Origin of the sequence: Enterobacter asburiae, from assembly GCF_008080435.1 — a bacterium.
Classification (GTDB): Bacteria; Pseudomonadota; Gammaproteobacteria; order Enterobacterales; family Enterobacteriaceae; genus Enterobacter; species Enterobacter asburiae_C.
Window position 1 is genome coordinate 1 of record NZ_VRKN01000017.1, and the last position, 21,811, is coordinate 21,811.

Genomic DNA, 21,811 nt, shown 5'->3' on the forward strand with positions numbered 1-21,811 from the left:
GCCTCGCCCCGGCCTTGCGGAAACGCTTCGGCGATTTACAGCCGGACCAGGGCATCGCTGTAAGTCATTAATTTTACAGATGCAACGTTCATCGCTTCAGGTAAAAAAATTACTGGGGATCCCTCGCCCACAGGGAGAGGGCCGGGATGAGGGCATCAGGCCACAGAGGCCGTATTTTTGTCGGGTGGCGGCTTCGCCTTACCCGACCTACAACTGCTCCAGTCCCGTAGATACTGTTATTCCACACAAGCATTTTTCTCGTGCAACGTGGCATCGAACGGGCGTCCTGACTTCAGGACGCCATACGCCACCTGTGCCAGCTTACGCATCATCGCCCCTATTATCAGTTTTGCTCCCTTTCCGTTTTTCTCCAGACGCTCCCTGAACTGTTTTCCCCACGCCGTTTTGTACAGCGCCACCATTGCCGGCATATACAGCGCCCTGCGAAGCGATACATGCCCTGCCTTACTCATCCGGCTTGTTCTGTGGACACTGCTTCCGGACTCATGCTGCCGCGGTGTCAGCCCTGCGAAGGCTGCGAACTGCCTCGCCTGACCGAACCTGTCCTTCAGCCCCACATAGGCCAGCAGTACTGCGGAGGTCTTTTCACCTATACCCGGTATGCTGTCCAGCAGTTTTCGCCGGTGCTTCAGGTCCGGGTCGTCATCCGTCAGGTCTTTTATCTGCTTTTCCAGCCGTTTCAGTTCAGCTTCCAGCCACAGAAGGTGCGCATCTATGCTCGGCATCTGAACTTCACGCGCCGTCTCCCGGCGGTTCAGCTCCTGCGTGTGCATGTCCGTCAGGGACTGATGGCGCAGCACCAGCCCCCGTAACGCGCGCTCCACCGGATGAGGTGCCTCCCAGGCGGCCGGACGCTTCTGCCGGCAGAACTCTGCCAGCATACGGGCATCAACAGCGTCGGTTTTACTGCGCAGCCCTTCACTCTGTGCAAAGGCTTCACCCAGTGCGGGGTTGATGATGGATACGGTGAAGCCGGCATCACTGAGTGACGCCGCTGCGTCTTCCATATAGGTGCTGGTCGCTTCCATGCACACATGTGCCGGGGTCACATTATGGTTGCGGAGCCAGCTGAGCAGCTCTTCGTGCCCCTTCGGGGTGTTAGCAAATTTTTTGCTGCGGTGACGGCCATCAGGTCGCAACACATCGACATCCAGCTTAGCTTTAGAGACATCGATACCAATAAAATGAAGTTCCTGTTCCATAGTGAAACCAACCTTGTGAATGCGGATTACCGGGAAAACCGGTCCATGATACTGTCCGGTCTGGCACTTGTGGAGAAGGTGCAGTCCACTGCAGGGATCTACGACACAGGCTGAAAGCCTAAGGCCGGGTACGGCATGTGGACTGCATGGCAGAAAGAACTGGCCGGTTCTTTCTGCACGGAAGGATAATACAAGGTCGGGTAAGCGTTAGCGCCACCCGGCTTTTTTCACAGTGGCAAGATGCCTTCATTTGTACGCAACCAGCGCGGTGCTTTCAACATACCGCTATACAGCCCAACTAAGCCTTGCAACAAATCTCCAGCCACTCTTTCATCACTCTCTGATAGTGAACGAGCCAACAGCAACTGTGTTAATAGCTGGCAATAGCTTCCCAACTGATCAACTTCCGGTTCGAAGGCAGGGACATCCAGCGGCAGGTCATCTACCGTTAAACTCACTTTTAAATATTCAGGAACAGGTTCAAGTAATGTTGGCTGGAGCAGAGCCAGACAGGCGGAAAGCCGCCCGCACAGCGCCATCTTCTGTAGCTGATCTTCGCATTCAACCATTACGTCAACAAACCGCTCGCAGTTGTCTGCAAGTTTGGTGAAATCTGTGGTGCGATCGAACGGGGTAGTGAATAAAGAGTGAGAAAAGTTAGGGGTAGTAGTCATATGACCGCCTCCAAAGAGTAGTTTTTATCCACCACTGGAGAGGCTAATCTCGCTGGTGGCGGAACCGAGCAGGGTTAGCCTTACCGGCCTCTTCGGATACCGGCGCGTCTTGCGACGCCCCCGCTCGGCCCACCCTTGGAGTGTAGCTAAGCGTGCGACACAAAAATACTTGTGTCACCGAAGAAGTAAGGCAGGAGGCTAATCCTGACGCCTGATTTTGCAGGCGCGGCAAGAAGATACTGCTTTGCCGATCGGGTGGCAAGAGAGGCTCTGGAAGGCGGCTCGCAAAACGAATGATTATTTATAATGGGTACGGCCTGATACCCTTAACCTCTCCCTAAAGAAGTGAGAGCCACTCGGCGATGGCTACCCCTTACGAATCAAATACCGGTACGGCAGCGCCTCGGTCTGCTGTGCCACCAGCTCATGTTCCATAAAGGTACAAAAACCGGGAATATCGCGGGTCGTGGCCGGGTCGTCGGCGATAATCAGCAGCGTTTCACCGGTCTGCATGTTGCGCACGGTTTTACGTACCATCATTACCGGTTCCGGGCAGCGAAGGCCCTGGGCATCAAGAGTGTGGTCTGGGCTGGAAAACAGGTCGGTCATGGTCTTCTCGGTCTGGTAAAAACGGCTGTAGTTTACGCCCGGTTGCGATCAATGCAAACCAGGTTAACGATTGCGTAAAAAATAACCATTGCAATGTCCTGCCAAAGCAGTATCATGCTGCGGTTTTTATTGGGTTCCCTCACCCCAACGTATAAAAAGGTCACAATATGACGTCGTTTTCTGAATCACAGCGCGTAAAAGCGTTGTTCTGGCTTTCGCTTTTCCATTTGCTGGTGATCACCTCCAGCAACTATCTGGTGCAGCTCCCGATCTCCATCTTTGGTTTTCATACCACCTGGGGCGCGTTCAGCTTCCCGTTTATTTTCCTCGCGACCGATTTGACCGTGCGTATCTTTGGCGCACCGCTGGCTCGCCGCATTATTTTTTCAGTCATGCTCCCGGCGCTGTTCATCTCGTACGTGGTTTCGTCTCTGTTTTATATGGGAAGCTGGCAGGGCTTTGAGGCGTTAACTCACTTCAACCTGTTTGTTGCCCGTATCGCCGCGGCAAGCTTTATGGCCTACGCGCTGGGGCAGATCCTCGACGTGCATGTGTTTAACCGCCTGCGTCAGAATCATCGCTGGTGGATGGCGCCAACCGCCTCCACGCTGTTCGGGAACGTGAGCGATACGCTGGCCTTCTTCTTCATCGCCTTCTGGCACAGCCCGGATGCCTTCATGGCTGAACACTGGATGGAAATCGCGCTGGTGGACTACTGCTTCAAGGTCCTCATCAGCATTGTCTTCTTCCTGCCGATGTACGGCGTGCTGCTGAATATGCTGCTGAAAAGGCTGGCAGATAAATCTGAAATCACGGCATTGCAGGCTGGTTAAGGGTTCGCTTTATCAGTTGTGATAAGATGAGCGAATGAGCCGTTATGGCCGTTTATCGAAAGGAAGAAGTCAATGCGCAATCTGGTTAAATATGTCGGGATTGGCCTGCTGGTTGTGGGTCTTGCAGCCTGTGATAACAGCGACACAAAAACGCCTGCTCAGGGCGCATCCGCCGAGAGCAACGCGACCGGCCAGCCGGTGAATCTGATGGATGGCAAACTCAGTTTCTCTCTGCCAGCCGATATGACTGACCAGAGCGGCAAGCTGGGCACCCAGGCGAACAACATGCACGTTTACTCCGACGCAACCGGGCAGAAAGCGGTCATTGTGATTGTGGGCGACGATACCAGTGAAGATCTGGCCATCCTGTCCAAACGTCTGGAAGATCAGCAGCGCGGCCGCGATCCGCAGCTGCAGGTCGTAACCAATAAATCCATCGAGCTGAAAGGCCACACGCTGCAACAGCTCGACAGCATCATCTCAGCAAAAGGCCAGACCGCCTACTCTTCTGTCGTGCTGGGCAAAGTCGATAACAAACTGCTGACCCTGCAGATCACCCTGCCAGCGGAAGATCAGCAGAAAGCGCAGACGGCTGCTGAAAACATCATTAACACCATCGTGATCCAGTAACGCTTCACGAGGATGACGTGGCCTCCGGTGCCTGCACCGGAGGCCATTTTTTTAGCCGCCACGTCAACAGCAACGCAATCACCACCAGACCCGCCGCGGCAAGATAGATCACCGGAACCCCTGCCCAGGCCATCACCAGCCCCGCCAGCGGGCCGGTAATGCCTAAAGACATATCCATAAACACCGTATAGGTCGCCAGCGCCGCCCCTTGATTCTGCTGCGGAACGGCTTTTACCGCCACCACGCCCAGCGCCGGGAAGACCAGTGAAAAGCCTGCCCCCGCGAGGAACACGCCCACTTTTGCGACCCATGGCACCATCGCTATTCCGGTCAGCAGCAGCCCGACAATCTCTATCGCAAAGCAGATCATCGCCACATTCAGCCCGCCCAGACGGTTGATGCCGTTAGGGAAAAGCAGGCGGGCACCAACAAACGCACAACTGAACAGGGTTAACGCAAAGGCTGCGCCATCCCAGCCTTTGGCGTCGTAGAACAGGGTAATGAAGGTCGCGATCGCGCCGAAGCCGGTGGTCGCCAGCGCCAGCGCCATGCCGTACGGCCAGACGCGCCCCAGCACCGCCCGAAACGGCAGCGGCTTGCCTTTGCTGGCCTTCACTTTCGGGCGCGGCAGCGCAAAGAGGATCGCCAGCAGCGCGACCGCCATAATGGTGATGGCCAGCCCATGCAGCCCGCCCAGCGCATAGCAGGCCACGCCGAGCGGCGCACCGAGCGCCATCGCACCGTAGGTGACAATCCCGTTCCAGGAGATCACCCGGCCAATATGCGGTGCGCCTACCACCCCCACGCCCCACAGCGTCGAGCCGGTTCCCGCCAGACTTTGCCCAATGCCAAGAATGACGCGGCCCAGGCAGAGCAGCGCCAGGCTGACCAGCGGCCAGTGGCTGGTTGCGGCAGCCAGCAGATAGCTCAGGCCACTGAGGAAACAGCCGCACAGTCCCACCACCACGATGCTTTTTGGACCGAACATGTCCGCGTAGCGCCCGGCATGCGGGCGGCTGAGGAGCGTGGCGAAATATTGCAGGCTAATCACCAGCCCCGCCCAGAAGGCGCTGAAGCCCATGACGTCATGGACATACCCCGGCAGGACCGCCAGCGGCAGGCCAATGGTCAGATAGCTGGCAAAGTTGAAAATCACAACGGAAACGATGCGCAGATTGAGGCGCAATCCGCTCAGTGCCGGTTCAGCGGCCTGTTCGTGCATGGGGTTCTACCTGGATTTTTTACAACAGTGTTTCACTATTACCACGGCGCAATAAGAAAATCAGCACCGACTTTCAGATTAACGGCCCCAGACGAAGCGAAGCCCGGGCACTACACTTACCGGGTCATCATATTAAGGAACACGCATGATCGCTAACCCGTCCGACAAAGCAGGACTTCACATCTTATTAAAACTCGCCTGTCTGGTGGTTGTCCTTGCGGGTATCCATGCTGCCGCAGACATTATTGTTCAGCTCCTGCTGGCGCTCTTTTTTGCCATTGTGCTTAATCCTCTGGTCACCTGGTTTTTACGCCGGGGCGTCAGCCGTCCGGTCGCCATCACCATCGTCGTCATCGTGATGTTAATTGCCCTGACGGCGCTCTTCGGCGTGCTGGCGGCATCGCTGAGCGAATTCTCCACCATGCTGCCGCAGTACAACAAAGAGCTGACGCGTAAGATCGTCGCGCTGCAGGAGATGGTGCCCTTCCTTAATCTGCATATCTCACCAGAACGGATGCTGCGCAGGATGGACTCCGAGAAGGTCATGACCTACGCCACCACCTTGATGACAGGGCTTTCCGGCGCGATGGCCAGCATTCTGCTGCTGGTCATGACGGTGGTGTTTATGCTGTTCGAAGTCCGCCACGTTCCTTATAAGCTGCGCTTTGCACTGAATAATCCACAAATTCACATTGCTGGCTTACACCGGGCACTGAAGGGCGTCTCCAAATACCTGGCGCTGAAAACGCTCCTGAGCGTCTGGACGGGGGTGATTGTCTGGCTGGGGCTGATGCTGATGGACGTGCAGTTCGCCCTGATGTGGGGCGTATTGGCATTTCTGCTGAACTACGTGCCCAATATTGGCGCGGTGCTTTCCGCTGTGCCGCCGATGATTCAGGCGTTTCTGTTTAACGGTTTCTACGAATGCATGCTGGTCGGCGCGCTGTTTCTCGTCGTGCATATGGTGCTGGGCAATATTCTTGAGCCGCGCATGATGGGCCACCGGCTGGGCATGTCAACGCTGGTCGTGTTTTTATCCTTACTGATTTGGGGATGGCTGCTGGGCCCGGTCGGTATGCTGCTGTCGGTCCCCCTGACCAGCGTATGTAAAATCTGGATGGAAACCACCAAAGGCGGCAGCAAGCTGGCGATCCTGCTCGGGCCGGGGAGGCCGAAAAGCCGGTTACCCGGGTAACCGACCTACCTGTACAGGTAGGTTTAAACCGTCAGTAATACGCCGTAAATTACCGCGTCCCTAACCCGTCGCGGTATTTTTATTTGCGTTAAGGCGATATTCCTTCTGTTTTTATTTGCACCATGCGCATTACGTTGAAACGCAATTCCCGATTTAACGCAAATTATAAAAAATGAAATTATTAATTATTTTCCATGTTATTATGCCGGCCTTCGCGTCAACGTAATGCAAACATTAATATTGATAAAAATACATCTGGCGCAAACAATAAGCTGGATGAATATTATTTGTAAAAACCACTACCTTTAATTGTTATTATTGATATGGAGTTGTTGATGAAAAAGATCGTTAAATGGTGTGCTGCTGCCGTATTCGTTGGCGCACTGGCAGGCTGTGCGCGTACCGCCCCAATCGCTCAGGTTCACTCTATTGTCAGCGCAGGCCATACTGCCGATCAGGTAAAAACGGCAATTTTGAAAGCAGGCCAAAAACGTGACTGGATCATGACGGAAGCGGGTCCTGGGGTGATTAAAGGCCGTCTGCAGTCACGCGATCACTCGGTCCAGGTGAGTATTCCGTACACGGCAACAAGCTATTCAATTAACTATGAAAACAGCCTTAACCTGAAAGCGGCAGACGGTAAAATTCACAAAAATTATAACCGCTGGGTGAATAACCTCGACCACGATATTCAGCTGAACCTCTCCGCTGGCGCCGCGCTGTAATATTTTTCTAAAGTCGGGCCGCGTATGGCCCGATAACCTCTCTTTATTGCCCTAAAAGGTTACGCAGTAATGTACGAAAAGGACACACTCAGCGCACTGGATGCCATTACCGAAGCGCAACGCATCGCCTTTGCCCCGATGTTATTCCAGACTGCGCTTTGTCTGCGTAACTCAGGCGTTCTCGCCTGGCTCGATAAACAAGGTAAAGAGGGTGCCAGCCTCGAGGAAATAACCGAACACAGCACGCTCGGCAGCTATGGCGTCAGCGTACTGCTGGATATGGGATTAAGCGGTCGAATCGTTACCCAACAGAATGGACGTTATTTTCTGGCGAAAGTGGGCCATTTTTTACTGCATGACGAAATGACCCGCGTAAATATGGATTTCACTCAGGATGTTTGTTACCAGGGGCTATTTCGCCTGGCGGACGCCCTACAGGAAGAAAAACCTGCCGGATTAGCCGTGTTTGGCAACTGGCCAACCATCTACCCGGCATTATCCCAATTACCTGCTCCGGCGAAAAAGAGCTGGTTCGCCTTTGATCACTACTATTCTGACGCCGCTTTTGACGCTGCTTTGCCATATATATTCGCAAGCTCGCCGACAAAATTGTACGATGTGGGCGGAAATACGGGTAAATGGTCGCTACGCTGCTGCCGCTATGACGAAAATGTTGCCGTGACGATCCTCGATCTGCCGCAACAGATAGCGCTGGCGCAGGAAAACATCGCAAAAGCAGGTTTTTCTCATCGTATTGGATTCCATGCTGTCGATATGCTTAGCCCAGCAACATTGCCGGGTGACGCCGACGTCTGGTGGATGAGCCAGTTCCTGGATTGTTTCTCTCCGGATCAGATTGTCGCCATGCTGACGCGCGTCGCACAGGTCATGAAGCCAGGCGCACGTTTGTGCATCATGGAGCTTTTCTGGGATGCCCAGAAATTTGAAGCGGCCTCTTTCAGCCTGAATGCCACCTCGCTCTATTTCACCTGTATGGCGAATGGTAATAGCCGGTTTTACAGCGTAGAGAAGTTTTATCGCTACCTGGAGAGCGCAGGTTTCAGCGTTGAACAGCGGCTGGACAACCTTGGGGTCGGTCATACCCTGCTGATATGCACCAGACGTGAACAATAGAGCAGCTTAGCTGCCCGGGTGGCCCAGCCTGCCCTTTGAATACGGTTTTTTTTCGCGGACGCGCGTAGATGAAATTTTCACTGAACATTATCGACTGGCAGGCGAGAGCGCCAGGACTCAGCGATGCCACAGAGTGGCAGGCATGGTCGCGTCTGCAGCTGGCCGTTGACCCAGCGGCCCCGCTTCCCCGGCTGACCGCTTTGCCCATGATGACCGCGCGACGCCTCAATTCAGGCAGTAAGCTGGCGGTGGACATTGGTCTTGCCATGCTGCAAAACCACGCCATTGATGCCGTCGTCTATTCCAGCCGCCACGGCGAGCTGGAGCGCAACTACCGTATTCTGCATGCTCTGGCGACCGGGCAGTCCGTTTCTCCCACCGACTTCGCCATGTCCGTGCACAATTCCGCGGTGGGCAATCTCACGATTACCGCACGCCAGGCCATCGTCTCGTCATCCATTTCTGCCGGGCTGGACACCTTCCAGCAGGCCTTATGTGAAGTGCTGAGCCTGCTGCATGCGGGCTACTCCCGCGTCCTGCTGGTTGATTTTGACGGCGCGCTGCCGGAATTTTACCATCCGGCGTTACCGCCGCAGATGCCCACCTGGCCGTACGCGCTGGCGCTGGTGATTGAATCCGGCAACGGATTGCAGTGTGAAACCCGCAGCGGCAGCACGGGTGAAGAACCCGCCCTGCCGCAAAGCCTGATGTTCCTGCAACGCTATCTCAGCGAGGAACGTCAGTTTGTGGTGCCCGGCGAACGCTTGCTGTGGCAATGGACGCGCGCATGAACCGCCTGGCTGCCCGTATCAACTGGTTATGGCGACTGGTGATGACCGGCTTCTGCTTCGCGCTGTTTGGCGTGGGCGGGCTGCTGCTGTCGCTGGTCTGGTTCAACCTGCTGCTGATCGTCCAGCGCGATCGCGCCAACCGCCGTCGCCTGGCGCGTCGCAGCATTGCGGCCAGCTTCCGCTTCTTCCTGACCGTGGCTCGCAGCCTCGGAGTACTGGACTATCGCATTCACAATCTTGACGCGCTGCGCAGCGATCGGGGTTGTCTGGTGGTGGCTAACCACCCCACGTTAATTGACTACGTGATTCTGGCGTCGGTGATGCCGGAAACCGACTGTCTGGTGAAGAGCGCGCTGCTGCGCAACCCCTTTGTCAGCGGCGTCATCCGTGCGGCGGATTACCTGATTAACAGCGAAGCCGAGCCCCTGCTCGCGGCCAGCCAGCAGCGTCTGGCTCAGGGCGACACGCTTTTAATCTTCCCGGAAGGCACGCGAACCCGGTTTGGCGAGGCTATCTCCCTCCAGCGCGGCGCGGCAAATATCGCCGTGCGCTGTAACAGCGATCTGCGGGTGGTGCTGATCCACTGTAGCGAACACCTGCTGGATAAAAAAAGTCACTGGTATGATGTACCGCCAGAAAAACCTGTCTTCACCGTGGATGTCCGCGACCGCGTGAACATCGACGAATTTTACGATGCAAATGAACAAGAACCGGCGCTGGCGGCAAGGCAGTTAAACCGGCATCTACAGCATCGATTAACATCAGGCCTTCAATCTTTGTCAGGAATTAATGATGCAAGCGCTTTATCTTGAAATTAAGAATCTCATTATCACCACGCTGAATCTGGACGAGCTCACCGCAGAGGACATTGATACCGATGCCGCGCTGTTTGGTGATGGGCTGGGTCTCGACTCTATCGACGCGCTGGAACTGGGTCTGGCCGTGAAAAACCAGTATGGCGTGGTGCTTTCCGCCGAAAGCGAAGAGATGCGCCAGCACTTCTTTTCCGTCGCCACGCTGGCGTCCTTTATCAACGCTCAACGCGCCTGAGATGTGATCACGATGACCGAACAAGAAACCATTTATCAGGAAGTCTGTGGCCTTCTGACCCGACTGTTTGAAATCGACCCACAGGATATTACGCCCGAAGCCCGTCTTTACGAAGACCTGGAGCTGGACAGCATTGATGCGGTGGACATGATTGTTCATCTGCAGAAAAAAACGGGCAAGAAAATCAAGCCGGAAACCTTTAAATCGGTTCGTACCGTTCAGGATGTGGTAGACGCCGTCGAACAGCTTCTGCGCGAAGAGTAAGACATTGTGCGTGGTGGACGGACGTTCCCGGTCATCCCACTGCTGACGGGGTTGATGCTGCTGGCGTGGCCCTTCCTGATTGGATTTGGGCTGACGCATAACAGCCTGCAGTGGCTGTTACCGGTGATGGCGCTGGTGTTGCTGCTGCGGCTGCGTCAGGCGCAGCGGAACACCAGCCCGATGCGGTATGTGGTGCAGTGTGTTGCGCTGGCGGGCATCGCGCTTTGCGCGGCCAGCTACCTGCTGAAAACCCACCAGTGGCTGCTGCTCTATCCAGTGGTCGTCAACCTGGTGATGCTGGCCGTGTTCGGGGGTTCGCTGTGGACCGCGATGCCGCTTGTCGAACGGCTGGCGCGCTTGCGCGAGCCAAATCTGCCCCCCGCAGGCGTGCGCTATACCCGCAAGGTGACCCTCGTCTGGTGCGGCTTCTTCATCGGCAACGGCGCGATGGCGCTGTTCACCGTTCTCCACGGTGACATGCATCTGTGGACGCTGTGGAACGGTATGGTGGCCTACATCCTGATGGGGACGCTGATGGCGACAGAGTGGCTGGTGCGCCAGCGGGTGATAAAAAAAGAGATGCACAATGACTAACCCCCTTCCGCTGGGCCAGTGGTTAAACGCGCCGCGCCCTGACGATACGCCCGTTGCCTGGCTTGACGATCGTACCTGGACGCTGGGCCAGCTGCGCCACGACGTGACCATACTGGTCGACACCCTGCGTCAGCAGGAAGGCGAGCGCTGGGCGCTGTGCTTTGAAAACAGCTACCTGTTTATTGTTGCGCTGCTGGCCTCGCTGCACGCCGGTAAAACACCGGTCATTCCCGGCCATAGCCGCGTCTCGCAGCTTGAAGAACAGCAGGCGTTGTTTAGCGGCGTTCTGAGCGATCGGACACTCGGTTTTCATGGGAAGCTGATTGTGGTGGCCTCCCGCCATCAGACGGCTAGCCACTGGGCGCCCTTGCCGGCTATTGACGAAAGCCGCTTCGTTGAACTGTTCACCTCCGGCTCCACGGGTACCCCGCGCCGGGTGATTAAACACATCGTCAGTCTGGATCGTGAAGCCCGTCTGCTGGCTGACCGCTTCGGCGAGCGTCTGGCCGGCTGCAGCGTTGTCGCCTCGGTCGTACCGCAACATCTGTATGGCCTGACATTCCGCATCGTATTGCCAATGGCGCTGGGCCTGCCGCTGCATGCCGCGATGCTCTACTACGCAGAGCAGCTGGCCGCCCTTCCTCATGACAGGCATTACCTGTTCATCAGCAGCCCGGCGTTCCTGAAGCGCCTGGATACCGAGCTGGCCGCGCCGCCCGTCAGAATGCTGATTTCAGCAGGTGGAATGCTGCCCTGGTGTGATGTCTCCACCACCGCGGGCTGGCTTAACATCTGGCCGGATGAAATTTATGGCAGTACCGAAACCGGGATCCTCGCCTGGCGCCATCGCCAGCAGGATAACGTCCCGTGGCTGGCGTTCCCCGGCGTTATCTTCCATCAGGAAGATGAAGCCTGTCGCGTCACGTCGCCACTGATCCATGAGGCCGAAGGACTCCAGCTGGACGATATTCTCCACTTCGACAGCGAGGGGCTTTTCAGCATCGCCGGTCGTCGCGGGCGAGTGGTCAAAATTGAAGAAAAGCGCATCTCGCTTAACGAGATCGAACGTCGCCTGCTGGAGCTCGACGGCATTTGCGAAGCGGCTGCACTGCCGGTCACGCGCGGGGGCCGTCAGGGGATTGGCGTCCTGCTGGTCCTGGACGACGCGGTTCGTCAGCGCGGGTATATGCAGGATAAAAAAGCGCAGGAGTTCGCCTGGCGTCGCGCCCTGCTGCCGTGGCTTGAGCCGGTCGCGGTACCGCGCTACTGGCGTATTATCGATGAAATGCCGGTAAACAGTATGAACAAGCGTGTCTATGCGCAGTTAGAGGAGTTATTTCATGAAAATTCATGAAATTGAGCGCCACCAGACACAGCCGGAGAAGCTGGAAATCATTTTGCATCTCGACGCGGCGCTGTTCTGGTTTCAGGGCCATTTCGCCGTACAACCGCTGCTGCCCGGCGTTGCGCAGCTTGACTGGGTGATGCACTACGCCACGACGTTACTGGCACCGGGCTACCGCTTTCACAGCATTCAAAACGTGAAGTTCCAGGCGCCTCTGCTGCCGGAAACCACGGTGACGCTGGTGCTTGAGTGGCATGCCGAACGTCAGATGCTGACCTTCAGCTACCAGCGTCATGCCGGGGCTGAGCGCCATACCGCCAGCAGCGGAAAAATTCGACTATGTCAGTAATCTTCCGCCCCTGTGTGCTGATCCCGTGCTACAACCACGGCGCCATGATCGCCAGCGTGCTGTCACGTCTCGCACCGTTCGGCTTGCCGTGTCTGGTGGTGGATGACGGCAGCGAAGCGATCACCCGTCAGGAGCTCGAACGCCTGGCGGCGGAGCAGCCACAGATGACGCTGGTCCGTCTGGCGCAAAACGCCGGGAAAGGTGCCGCGGTCATCAGGGGGTTGGAGGAGTGCGCGCGCGCGGGCTATACCCACGCCGTGCAGGTGGACGCGGACGGTCAACACGCCATCGAAGATATCCCCAAACTGCTGGCGCTGGCGGAGCGCCACCCGGACGCGCTGATCTCCGGCCAGCCCATTTACGATGATTCCATTCCGCGCTCGCGACTCTACGGGCGCTGGGTAACCCACGTCTGGGTGTGGATTGAGACCTTATCTCTGCAGCTTAAAGACAGCATGTGCGGCTTTCGGGTCTACCCGGTTTCGCCCACGCTGCGGCTGGCAGCGCGTGAACCGCTCGGCAAACGGATGGACTTTGACACCGAAGTGATGGTCCGTCTCTACTGGCAGGGCAACACCAGCGTCTTTCTGCCCACCCGCGTCACCTATCCACAAGACGGGTTATCCCACTTCGACGCGTTAAAAGATAACGTGCGGATCTCCCTGATGCATACCCGGCTGTTCTTCGGCATGCTGCCCCGCATTCCCGGCCTGCTTTTCCGTCGACGCCGCCAGCACTGGGCGCAGCAGGACGAGGTCAAGGGTCTGTGGGGGATGCGCCTGATGCTGCGCGTCTGGCAACTGCTCGGGCGGCGGGCCTTTACCGTGCTGCTGTGGCCGGTGATCGGCGTGTACTGGCTTATCGCGCGTCCGGCGCGGCAGGCCTCGCGGCAGTGGATTGGGAGAGTGAAGCAAGAACTGCGTCAGCGGAACATGTCTGTTCCCTCACGGCTCAACAGCTTTTTCCATTTTATGCGCTTCGGCAACGCGATGCTGGATAAAGTCGCCAGCTGGCGCGGTGAGCTGAAGTTTGATCGCGACGTGGTCTTTGCCCCCGGCGCGAGCGAAGCGCTAGATATCGCGGCGCCGCAGGGCAAGCTCCTGCTCGCCTCGCACCTTGGCGACGTAGAAGCCTGCCGGGCGCTGGCTCAGCTGGAAGACAGCAAAATCATCAACGCCCTGGTCTTCAGCGAGAACGCCCAACGCTTTAAGCAAATTATGAGCGAAATGGCGCCCCAGGCCAGCGTGAATTTGATGTCGGTTACCGACATCGGCCCGGACACCGCGATTGCCATCAAAGAGAAGCTTGAGCGCGGAGAATGGGTCGCCATAGTGGGCGATCGCATCGCGGTGAATCCGCAGCGTGGCGGCGAGTGGCGCGTGATCTGGAGTCCGTTTATGGGCCAGCCTGCGCCGTTCCCACAGGGGCCGTTTATCCTGGCCTCCATCCTGCGCTGCCCGGTGGTGCTGATTTTTGCCCTGCGCCAGCAGGGGAAGCTCACCCTGCACTGCGAACCATTTGCCGACCCGCTGCGCCTGCCTCGCGGTGAACGCCAGCAGGCGCTGCAGAATACCGTCGATCGCTACGCGCAGCGGCTGGAGCATTACGCCCTCATGTCGCCGCTCGACTGGTTTAATTTTTTCGATTTCTGGCATCTGCCAGAGTCCAGAGAGAAGGAGTAAAGGGTGCTGACCGATCCCCGCTTTACGACTGAAGTCGAGATCACCGTTCCGTTCCACGACGTCGATATGATGGGCGTGGTCTGGCACGGTAACTATTTCCGCTACTTTGAGATCGCCCGCGAGGCGCTGCTCAATCAGTTTGACTATGGCTATCGCCAGATGAAGGCCTCCGGCTACGTCTGGCCCGTCGTCGATACCCGGGTGAAATACCGCGATGCGGTGACCTTTGAGCAGCATATTCGCGTCCGCGCGCACATTGAAGAGTATGAAAACCGCCTGCGTATTGCCTATCAAATTTTCGATGCGCAGACCGGCAAACGCACCACCACCGGTTACACCATCCAGGTAGCGGTAGAAGAAGCCACCCGCGAAATGTGCTTTGTGAGCCCGGCAATACTGTTTGAACGAATGGGAGTGACGCCATGAAATGGTTGCCTTTGCTGGCGCTGATCGTCAGCCCGCTGGTCAGCGCCGTGACGCTGGATGAACTGCAGCAGCGATTCACCGAGCAGCCTGTCGTGCGCGCGCACTTCGAACAGGTTCGGACGATAAAAGATATGTCGCAGCCGCTGCGCTCGAAGGGCGAGATGCTGATCGCCCGCGATAGCGGCCTGCTGTGGGATCAAAAAGCGCCGTTTCCGATGACGCTTCTGCTGGATGACAAACGGATGGTTCAGGCAATCAACGGCCAACCGCCGCAGACCATCACTGCCGACAATAATCCGCAGATGTTCCAGTTCAACCATCTTCTGCGGGCCCTGTTCCAGGCCGACCGCAAGGTGCTTGAAGAGAACTTCCGCATCGATTTTAAAGACCTGGGCACGGGCCGCTGGTCGCTGGTGCTCACGCCAAAAACGACGCCGCTGGACAAGATTTTCGCCACCCTCGATCTGGGCGGCGCGACCTATCTGGAGACGATTCGTCTGAACGACAAACAGGGCGACCGTACCGATATCGCCCTTTCACGCCACCAACTGACGCCCGCCAGCCTGACCGATGACGAACGCCAACGCTTTGCCGCACCGTAAATCCCTGCGCCCGGCGCTGCTGTGGGCCATGCTATGCCTGGTTCTGCTGGGCGTGCTGCTGTCGCTGCTGCCCGGCGCGCGTCTGAACAGCAGCGTGCTGGCCATGCTGCCGAAACAGACGCTGGGGGCGATCCCTCCGGCGCTCAACGACGGGTTTATGCAGCGTCTCGACCGCCAGCTGGTCTGGCTGGTCAGCCCCGGCAAAGAGCCCGATCCGCGCGTGGCGCAGCAGTGGCTGGCGCTGCTGCAAAGCAGCGACGCGCTCAGCGAGGTCAAAGGCCCGATGGACGCCGCCGGGCAAAAGGCCTGGGGAGAATTCTTCTGGCAGCACCGAAATGGCCTGATTGATCCCGCCACCCGCGTCCGCCTGCAAAACGGCGGAGACGCGCAGGCGCAGTGGATTTTATCTCAGCTCTATTCAGCCTTTTCCGGCGTCAGCGGCAAAGAGTTGCAAAACGATCCCCTGATGCTGATGCGCGGCTCGCAGCTCGCTCTGGCGCAAAATAGCCAGAAGCTGCGGCTGATGGACGGCTGGCTGGTCACAAAAGATGAGGCGGGAAACTACTGGTATCTGCTTCACGGTGAACTGGCGGGCTCGTCATTTGATATGCAGCAGACCCACCGGCTCGTGACGACGCTTAACGCGCTGCAGGAGACGCTAAAAGCGCGTTTCCCGCAGGCACAGCTGCTTTCCCGCGGAACCGTGTTCTACAGCGATTACGCCAGCCAGCAGGCCAAACGCGACGTCTCGACGCTGGGTATCGCCACCCTGCTTGGCGTGTTCCTGCTCATCGTGGCGGTGTTCCGCTCTTTGCGCCCGCTGCTGCTGAGCGTGCTCTCGATTGCCATCGGCGCGCTGGCAGGCACGGTGGTGACGCTGCTGCTCTTTGGCGAACTGCACCTGATGACGCTGGTGATGAGCATGAGCATCATCGGTATTTCAGCAGACTACACGCTCTACTACCTGACCGAACGGATGGTGCACGGCGCGGAGCACTCCCCCTGGCAAAGCCTGGCCAAAGTGCGCAATGCGCTGCTGCTGGCGCTGCTGACGACCGTCGCCGCCTACCTGATTATGATGCTGGCCCCCTTCCCCGGGATCCGCCAGATGGCGGTGTTCGCCGCCGTGGGGCTGAGCGCCTCCTGCCTGACGGTGATTTTCTGGCATCCGTGGCTGTGTCGGGGTTTACCGGTGCGCCCGGTTCCGCTGATGGTCCTGATGCTGCGCTGGCTGGCCGCCTGGCGACGCAATAAAAAACTGTCCGTTGGCTTGCCCGTCGCGCTGGCGCTGCTCTCCGCTGTGGGGATGAGCACCCTGAAGGTGGACGACGACATCGTCCAGCTACAGGCCCTGCCGAAGGATATTCTGGCGCAGGAGAAAGCCATTACCGCCCTGACCGGACAGAGTGTCGATCAGAAATGGTTTGTGGTGCATGGCGCCTCGCCTCAGCAAACGCTGGAGCGACTGGAAGCCTTTACCCCGGCGCTGGCAGAGGCGCAGAAAGCGGGAGAGATCGCCCGCTGGCGTACCCTGCCGCTGAACTCGCTGGCCCGCCAGAAAAGCGATCTTACGCTGCTGCAGAACGCCGCACCTGCGGTGACGAACGTGCTGAAAAGCGCCGGACTTAACACCGTATCCCCGAATCTCGACGCCATGCCGGTCAGCGTGGACGCGTGGCTTGAAAGCCCGGCCAGCGAAGGCTGGCGTCTGCTCTGGCTGACCCTGCCTGACGGAGAAAGCGGCGTGCTCGTGCCGGTGGACGGCGCGAAAAACAGCGCACTCCTCAGTGAACTGGCCGCGCGCCATGACGGTGTCGTCTGGGTCGATCGCAAAGCCAGCTTTGACAGCCTGTTTGCCCTCTATCGCACGCTGCTGACGGGGCTATTGTTTGCGGCGCTGGCAGTGATTGCCTGCGGGGCGATGCTGCGCCTCGGCTGGCGTAAGGGGCTGATAAGCCTGGTGCCATCCGTGCTGTCGCTGAGCTGCGGGCTGGCGGTGCTGGCCGCAACGGGCCACCCGGTGAATCTGTTTTCACTGCTGGCGCTGGTACTGGTGCTCGGCATTGGCATTAACTACACGCTGTTTTTCAGCAACCCGCGCGGTACGCCGCTGACCTCAATGCTGGCGATTACGCTGGCCATGATGACTACGCTGCTGACGCTGGGCATGCTCGTCTTCAGCGCCACCCAGGCCATCAGCAGCTTTGGTATCGTGCTGGTGAGCGGTATTTTTACCGCCTTCCTGCTGGCTCCGCTGGCGATGCCGGATAAGAAAGAGAGAAAACGTAAATGAACGCTTTTTACCGCGCCGTCGCGCTGGCTGCGGCGCTGCTGCTGTCAGGCTGCAGCCATTCGACCGATACCAAAGAGACGCGCCCCCAGGCCTGGCTCCAGCCGGGAACCAAAGTGACGCTCCCGCCACCCGGCATTAGCCCGGCGGTCAGCTCCCAACAGCTGCTGACCGGTAGCTTTAACGGACAAACGCAGTCTCTGCTGGTGATGCTCAATGCGGATGCGCATAAAGTGACGCTGGCCGGGCTCTCTTCCGTGGGCATTCGTCTGTTCCTGGCGACGTACGATGAGACCGGTATTCATACCGAGCAGTCGATCGTCGTGCCGCAGCTGCCGCCCGCCAGCCAGGTGCTGGCCGACGTGATGCTCAGCCACTGGCCAATTAGCGCCTGGCAGCCGCAGTTGCCGAAGGGCTGGACGTTAACGGACAATGGCGATCGGCGCGAGCTGCGCAACGCCAGCGGCAAGCTGGTGACGGAGATTGTCTACCTGCAGCGCAAAGGCAAGCGCGAGCCGATCAGCATCGAGCAACACGTCTTTAAATACCACATCACCATTCAATATCTGGGTGACTGAGATGATTTATATTTCCGCTGTTGGCATGGTCAACGCGCTGGGCAACTCGCCTGATGAGATTGCCGCAAACCTGACGGCAGGCGTGGCGCCGGGTATGCACGCCCGGACCGGCTGGTTGCAGGGCTCACCCGAAGCCGTACTGGGCGCCGTGGAAGGCGAGCTGCCGACCATCCCGGACACCTTGTCCGCACACCGCACCCGTAACAACCAACTGCTGCTGGCCGCGCTGGCACAGATTCAGTCGACCGTTGACGAGGCCATCGCCCGCGTCGGTCGCGACCGCGTGGCCGTGGTGCTGGGAACCAGCACCTCCGGGCTGGATGAAGGTGATGAGCACGTGCGCCGCATGATCCACGGCGAGACCAGCACGCGCTGGCAGTATCCGCAGCAGGAGCTGGGCGATCCGTCCCGCTTCCTTGCCAACTGGCTCCAGCTTGAAGGCCCGGCCTATACGATCTCGACAGCCTGCTCTTCCAGCGCGCGGGCGATGATCGGCGGCAAGCGTCTGATCGAAGCCGGGCTGGTGGATATCGCCATTGTCGGCGGAGCCGATACTTTGAGCCGAATGCCCGTCAACGGCTTTAACAGCCTTGAATCCTTCTCCCCTACGCTCTGCGAGCCGTTTGGTCGCGACCGTCGGGGGATCACCATCGGCGAAGCCGCCGCGCTGATGGTGCTGAGCCGTGACCCCGCCGACGTGGCGCTGCTCGGAACGGGCGAATCCAGCGATGCTTACCATATTTCCGCCCCGCATCCGCAGGGCGAAGGGGCGATGAGGGCTATCACTCAGGCGCTTAACGAAGCGGGTATGCAGCCGGAGGATATCGGCTACATCAACCTGCACGGCACGGCCACGCCGCTCAACGATCAGATTGAATCGCAGGTAGTACACGATCTCTTCGGGGAAAGCGTGCCGTGCAGCTCAACCAAACATCTTACCGGCCATACGCTGGGCGCTGCCGGTATTACCGAAGCGGCCCTGAGCTGGCTGATTCTGACGCGCGATCTGCCCTTACCGCCGCAGGACTTCGCCCGCTACGCACCGGACGACACGCTGGCATCGTGCGGCCTGCTGCACCAGCGCACCGCCCTGAAAAAGCCGGTCATTTTGTCTAACTCGTTCGCGTTTGGCGGCAATAACGCCAGCATTCTGCTGGGGAGAGCGTCATGAGCTACTTATCACCCGTCGACTATTTGCCGCACGATGCGCCAATGATGCTGCTGGCGTCCGTTGAGTGCGTCACGGACGACACGGCGGTTTGCCGCGTGGCGGTCAACAGGCAAAGCGTACTGGCACCGTTTCTGAATGCCGATGGCGACCTGCCGGGCTGGTACGCGCTCGAGCTGATGGCGCAGACCGTCGGCGTCTGGTCGGGCTGGCATCGCCAGCAGCAGGGGCAGGATCATATTGCGCTGGGCATGGTGCTCGGCGCGCGCGAGCTGATCTGCGCCAGCGGGCGTTTTACGCAAGGCCTGACGCTGGAAATCAGCGTAAAACTGCTGATGCAGGACGAACGCTTTGGCAGTTTTGAATGCGCGATTTCCGCTAATGAAGAGACGCTGGCCACGGGCCGGGTCAACACCTTCCAGCCGAGCGCAGAAGAATTAACATCGCTTTTTAATCAGGGATCTAACGCATGAGTCGTTCCGTACTGGTCACAGGGGCCAGCAAAGGCATAGGGCGCGCCATCGCCCGCCAGCTTGCCGCCGACGGGTTTACCGTAGGCGTGCATTACCATCGTGATGCCGCAGGCGCGCAGGAGACGCTGGACGCCATCACGCAGGCGGGTGGCAACGGTCGTTTACTCGCCTTTGATGTGGGCAACCGCGAACAGTGCCGCGAGGTGCTGGAGCAGGAGATTGAAGTCCATGGCGCGTGGTATGGTGTGGTCAGTAACGCCGGAATCGCCCGCGATGGCGCCTTTCCGGCATTGAGTGAAGACGACTGGGATAGCGTGATCCACACCAATCTCGACAGTTTTTATAACGTCATTCACCCCTGCGTTATGCCGATGATTGGCACCCGAAAAGGGGGGCGCATTATCACCTTATCGTCCGTGTCCGGCGTGATGGGCAACCGCGGGCAGGTGAACTACAGCGCGGCGAAAGCGGGCATTATCGGTGCCACCAAAGCGCTGGCGATCGAGCTGGCAAAACGCAAAATCACCGTGAACTGCATTGCGCCGGGGCTGATTGATACCGGCATGATTGAGATGGAAGAGGCCGCGCTGAAAGAAGCGATGTCCATCATTCCAATGAAACGTATGGGCCAGGCTGAGGAGGTCGCCGGGCTGGCAAGCTATCTGATGTCAGATATTGCGGGCTACGTCACCCGCCAGGTCATTTCCATTAACGGAGGAATGCTATGACGCGTCGCGTGGTGATTACGGGCATGGGCGGCGTGACCGCCTTTGGCGAAAACTGGCAATCCGTTTCCAGCAGGCTGCTGGCGTATGAAAACGCGGTGCGTAAAATGCCGGAATGGCAGGTGTATGATGGCCTGCACACCCTGCTGGGCGCGCCGATTGATGATTTCACGCTGCCGGAACACTATACCCGCAAGCGTATTCGCGCCATGGGCCGCGTGTCGTTGATGTCGACCCGCGCCACCGAACTGGCGCTGGAGCAGGCGGGGTTGATTGGCGAAGCGGTGCTCACCAATGGTCAAACGGGTATCGCCTATGGCTCATCCACGGGCAGTACCGGGCCCGTCAGCGAATTCGCCACCATGCTCACCGAAAAGCACACCAATAACATCACCGGGACAACCTACGTGCAGATGATGCCGCACACCACCGCGGTGAATACCGGCCTGTTCTTTGGGTTACGTGGCCGCGTCATCCCGACGTCGAGCGCCTGTACCTCCGGCAGCCAGGCGATTGGCTACGCCTGGGAAGCGATTCGCCACGGCTATCAGACCGTCATGGTTGCCGGGGGCGCTGAGGAGCTGTGCCCGTCTGAAGCGGCGGTATTTGATACGCTGTTCGCCACCAGCCAGCGCAATGATGCGCCCAAAAACACCCCATCGCCATTTGATACGCAGCGTGATGGCCTGGTGATTGGGGAAGGTGCGGGTACCCTGATACTCGAAGAGCTGGAGCATGCCAAAGCGCGCGGGGCCACGATCTACGGCGAAATCGTAGGTTTTGCCACTAACTGTGACGCGGCCCATATCACCCAGCCTCAGCGTGAAACCATGCAGATTTGCATGGAGCAGTCGCTGGCCATGGCGGGATTAAGCGCCCTGGATATGGGGTATATCTCCGCACACGGTACCGCCACCGATCGCGGTGATATTGCCGAAAGCCTGGCCACTGCCGCTATCTATGGTGACAACGTGCCGGTTTCCTCGCTGAAGAGCTATTTTGGCCATACGTTAGGAGCCTGCGGCGCGCTGGAAGCGTGGATGAGTTTGCAGATGATGCGTGAAGGCTGGTTTGCCCCGACGCTCAATTTAACGCAGCCGGATGAGCAATGCGGTGCTTTAGATTATATTATGGGAGAAGCCCGTCAGATTGACTGCGAGTATCTGCAGAGCAATAACTTCGCGTTTGGCGGCATCAACACCTCGATTATCATTAAACGCTGGGCGTAA

At 58.3% G+C, this 21,811-nt stretch carries 25 protein-coding genes; 21 read left to right on the forward strand and 4 right to left on the reverse strand.

The features are described from left to right. Positions 1 to 236: 236 nt before the first annotated feature. The 3 genes from FU672_RS20985 to tusA form a co-directional block, all read right to left on the reverse strand. Entirely contained in the window at positions 237 to 1,223 is a 987-nt protein-coding gene (locus FU672_RS20985; protein ID WP_148244679.1) for an IS110 family RNA-guided transposase, read from the reverse strand. Between the two features lie 227 nt (positions 1,224 to 1,450). Further along, on the reverse strand, positions 1,451 to 1,897 hold the full coding sequence (locus FU672_RS20990) for a hypothetical protein (protein ID WP_148244680.1): 447 nt from the start codon (positions 1,895 to 1,897) through the stop codon (positions 1,451 to 1,453). Positions 1,898 to 2,263: 366 nt separating this feature from the next. After that, positions 2,264 to 2,506: a sulfurtransferase TusA gene (gene tusA, locus FU672_RS21000; RefSeq protein ID WP_008503071.1), complete on the reverse strand. Its 243-nt coding sequence runs from the start codon at positions 2,504 to 2,506 to the stop codon at positions 2,264 to 2,266. A 167-nt stretch (positions 2,507 to 2,673) separates the two neighbouring features. Between tusA and FU672_RS21005 the strand changes: the two genes are divergently transcribed. After that, positions 2,674 to 3,339 carry a 7-cyano-7-deazaguanine/7-aminomethyl-7-deazaguanine transporter gene (locus FU672_RS21005; RefSeq protein ID WP_148244681.1) on the forward strand — a complete coding sequence of 222 codons (666 nt, stop codon included), beginning with the start codon at positions 2,674 to 2,676 and terminating at the stop codon, positions 3,337 to 3,339. A gap of 72 nt (positions 3,340 to 3,411) precedes the next feature. Continuing rightward, positions 3,412 to 3,969, forward strand: a complete 558-nt coding sequence (locus FU672_RS21010; protein ID WP_148244682.1) for a DcrB family lipoprotein — start codon at positions 3,412 to 3,414, stop codon at positions 3,967 to 3,969. A gap of 4 nt (positions 3,970 to 3,973) precedes the next feature. On the opposite strand, the gene FU672_RS21015 is transcribed toward FU672_RS21010, so the two are convergent. After that, on the reverse strand, positions 3,974 to 5,191 hold the full coding sequence (locus FU672_RS21015) for an MFS transporter (protein ID WP_148244683.1): 1,218 nt from the start codon (positions 5,189 to 5,191) through the stop codon (positions 3,974 to 3,976). Positions 5,192 to 5,336: 145 nt separating this feature from the next. Between FU672_RS21015 and FU672_RS21020 the strand changes: the two genes are divergently transcribed. The 19 genes from FU672_RS21020 (at position 5,337) to FU672_RS21110 (ending at position 21,811) form a co-directional block, all read left to right on the forward strand. After that, on the forward strand, positions 5,337 to 6,386 hold the full coding sequence (locus FU672_RS21020; RefSeq protein WP_148244684.1) for an AI-2E family transporter: 1,050 nt from the start codon (positions 5,337 to 5,339) through the stop codon (positions 6,384 to 6,386). A gap of 335 nt (positions 6,387 to 6,721) precedes the next feature. After that, positions 6,722 to 7,111: a lipoprotein gene (locus FU672_RS21025; RefSeq protein ID WP_121426138.1), complete on the forward strand. Its 390-nt coding sequence runs from the start codon at positions 6,722 to 6,724 to the stop codon at positions 7,109 to 7,111. Positions 7,112 to 7,180: 69 nt separating this feature from the next. Next, the gene (locus FU672_RS21030; protein ID WP_148244685.1) at positions 7,181 to 8,245 is read left to right on the forward strand and encodes a class I SAM-dependent methyltransferase; all 1,065 of its coding nucleotides are present in this window, start codon (positions 7,181 to 7,183) and stop codon (positions 8,243 to 8,245) included. Between the two features lie 68 nt (positions 8,246 to 8,313). Further along, positions 8,314 to 9,036: a beta-ketoacyl synthase chain length factor gene (locus FU672_RS21035; RefSeq protein WP_048981443.1), complete on the forward strand. Its 723-nt coding sequence runs from the start codon at positions 8,314 to 8,316 to the stop codon at positions 9,034 to 9,036. Then, positions 9,033 to 9,848, forward strand: coding sequence for a lysophospholipid acyltransferase family protein (locus FU672_RS21040; protein WP_148244686.1), 816 nt, complete (start codon positions 9,033 to 9,035; stop codon positions 9,846 to 9,848). The genes FU672_RS21035 and FU672_RS21040 overlap by 4 nt, the downstream gene beginning before the upstream one ends. Continuing rightward, positions 9,829 to 10,086 (forward strand): phosphopantetheine-binding protein, encoded by a 258-nt coding sequence (locus FU672_RS21045; protein ID WP_008503081.1) that lies wholly within the window; start codon positions 9,829 to 9,831, stop codon positions 10,084 to 10,086. The genes FU672_RS21040 and FU672_RS21045 overlap by 20 nt, the downstream gene beginning before the upstream one ends. Positions 10,087 to 10,098: 12 nt before the next feature. Next, positions 10,099 to 10,350: an acyl carrier protein gene (locus tag FU672_RS21050; RefSeq protein ID WP_008503082.1), complete on the forward strand. Its 252-nt coding sequence runs from the start codon at positions 10,099 to 10,101 to the stop codon at positions 10,348 to 10,350. Positions 10,351 to 10,356: 6 nt separating this feature from the next. Then, entirely contained in the window at positions 10,357 to 10,944 is a 588-nt protein-coding gene (locus FU672_RS21055) for a COG4648 family protein (RefSeq protein ID WP_148244687.1), read from the forward strand. Next, complete coding sequence (locus FU672_RS21060; protein ID WP_148244688.1) at positions 10,937 to 12,298, forward strand: class I adenylate-forming enzyme family protein; 1,362 nt, start codon at positions 10,937 to 10,939, stop codon at positions 12,296 to 12,298. Before FU672_RS21055 ends, FU672_RS21060 begins: the two co-directional genes overlap by 8 nt. Further along, a complete protein-coding gene (locus FU672_RS21065) occupies positions 12,285 to 12,638 on the forward strand; it encodes an ApeI family dehydratase (protein WP_033146841.1) in 354 nt (117 codons plus the stop codon). The genes FU672_RS21060 and FU672_RS21065 overlap by 14 nt, the downstream gene beginning before the upstream one ends. Beyond that, positions 12,629 to 14,320 carry a glycosyltransferase family 2 protein gene (locus FU672_RS21070; RefSeq protein WP_148244689.1) on the forward strand — a complete coding sequence of 564 codons (1,692 nt, stop codon included), beginning with the start codon at positions 12,629 to 12,631 and terminating at the stop codon, positions 14,318 to 14,320. The genes FU672_RS21065 and FU672_RS21070 overlap by 10 nt, the downstream gene beginning before the upstream one ends. A gap of 3 nt (positions 14,321 to 14,323) precedes the next feature. Then, entirely contained in the window at positions 14,324 to 14,746 is a 423-nt protein-coding gene (locus FU672_RS21075) for an acyl-CoA thioesterase (protein WP_148244690.1), read from the forward strand. Further along, a complete protein-coding gene (locus FU672_RS21080) occupies positions 14,743 to 15,348 on the forward strand; it encodes a LolA family protein (protein ID WP_148244691.1) in 606 nt (201 codons plus the stop codon). Before FU672_RS21075 ends, FU672_RS21080 begins: the two co-directional genes overlap by 4 nt. Then, the gene (locus FU672_RS21085; RefSeq protein WP_148244692.1) at positions 15,317 to 17,641 is read left to right on the forward strand and encodes an MMPL family transporter; all 2,325 of its coding nucleotides are present in this window, start codon (positions 15,317 to 15,319) and stop codon (positions 17,639 to 17,641) included. Before FU672_RS21080 ends, FU672_RS21085 begins: the two co-directional genes overlap by 32 nt. Continuing rightward, complete coding sequence (locus FU672_RS21090; RefSeq protein ID WP_148244693.1) at positions 17,638 to 18,216, forward strand: DUF3261 domain-containing protein; 579 nt, start codon at positions 17,638 to 17,640, stop codon at positions 18,214 to 18,216. Before FU672_RS21085 ends, FU672_RS21090 begins: the two co-directional genes overlap by 4 nt. Position 18,217: 1 nt before the next feature. After that, entirely contained in the window at positions 18,218 to 19,387 is a 1,170-nt protein-coding gene (locus FU672_RS21095; RefSeq protein ID WP_148244694.1) for a beta-ketoacyl-[acyl-carrier-protein] synthase family protein, read from the forward strand. After that, on the forward strand, positions 19,384 to 19,857 hold the full coding sequence (locus tag FU672_RS21100; protein WP_148244695.1) for a hotdog family protein: 474 nt from the start codon (positions 19,384 to 19,386) through the stop codon (positions 19,855 to 19,857). The genes FU672_RS21095 and FU672_RS21100 overlap by 4 nt, the downstream gene beginning before the upstream one ends. Next, positions 19,854 to 20,585 carry a 3-ketoacyl-ACP reductase FabG2 gene (locus tag FU672_RS21105; RefSeq protein ID WP_148244696.1) on the forward strand — a complete coding sequence of 244 codons (732 nt, stop codon included), beginning with the start codon at positions 19,854 to 19,856 and terminating at the stop codon, positions 20,583 to 20,585. Before FU672_RS21100 ends, FU672_RS21105 begins: the two co-directional genes overlap by 4 nt. Then, entirely contained in the window at positions 20,582 to 21,811 is a 1,230-nt protein-coding gene (locus FU672_RS21110) for a beta-ketoacyl-ACP synthase (RefSeq protein ID WP_148244697.1), read from the forward strand. Before FU672_RS21105 ends, FU672_RS21110 begins: the two co-directional genes overlap by 4 nt.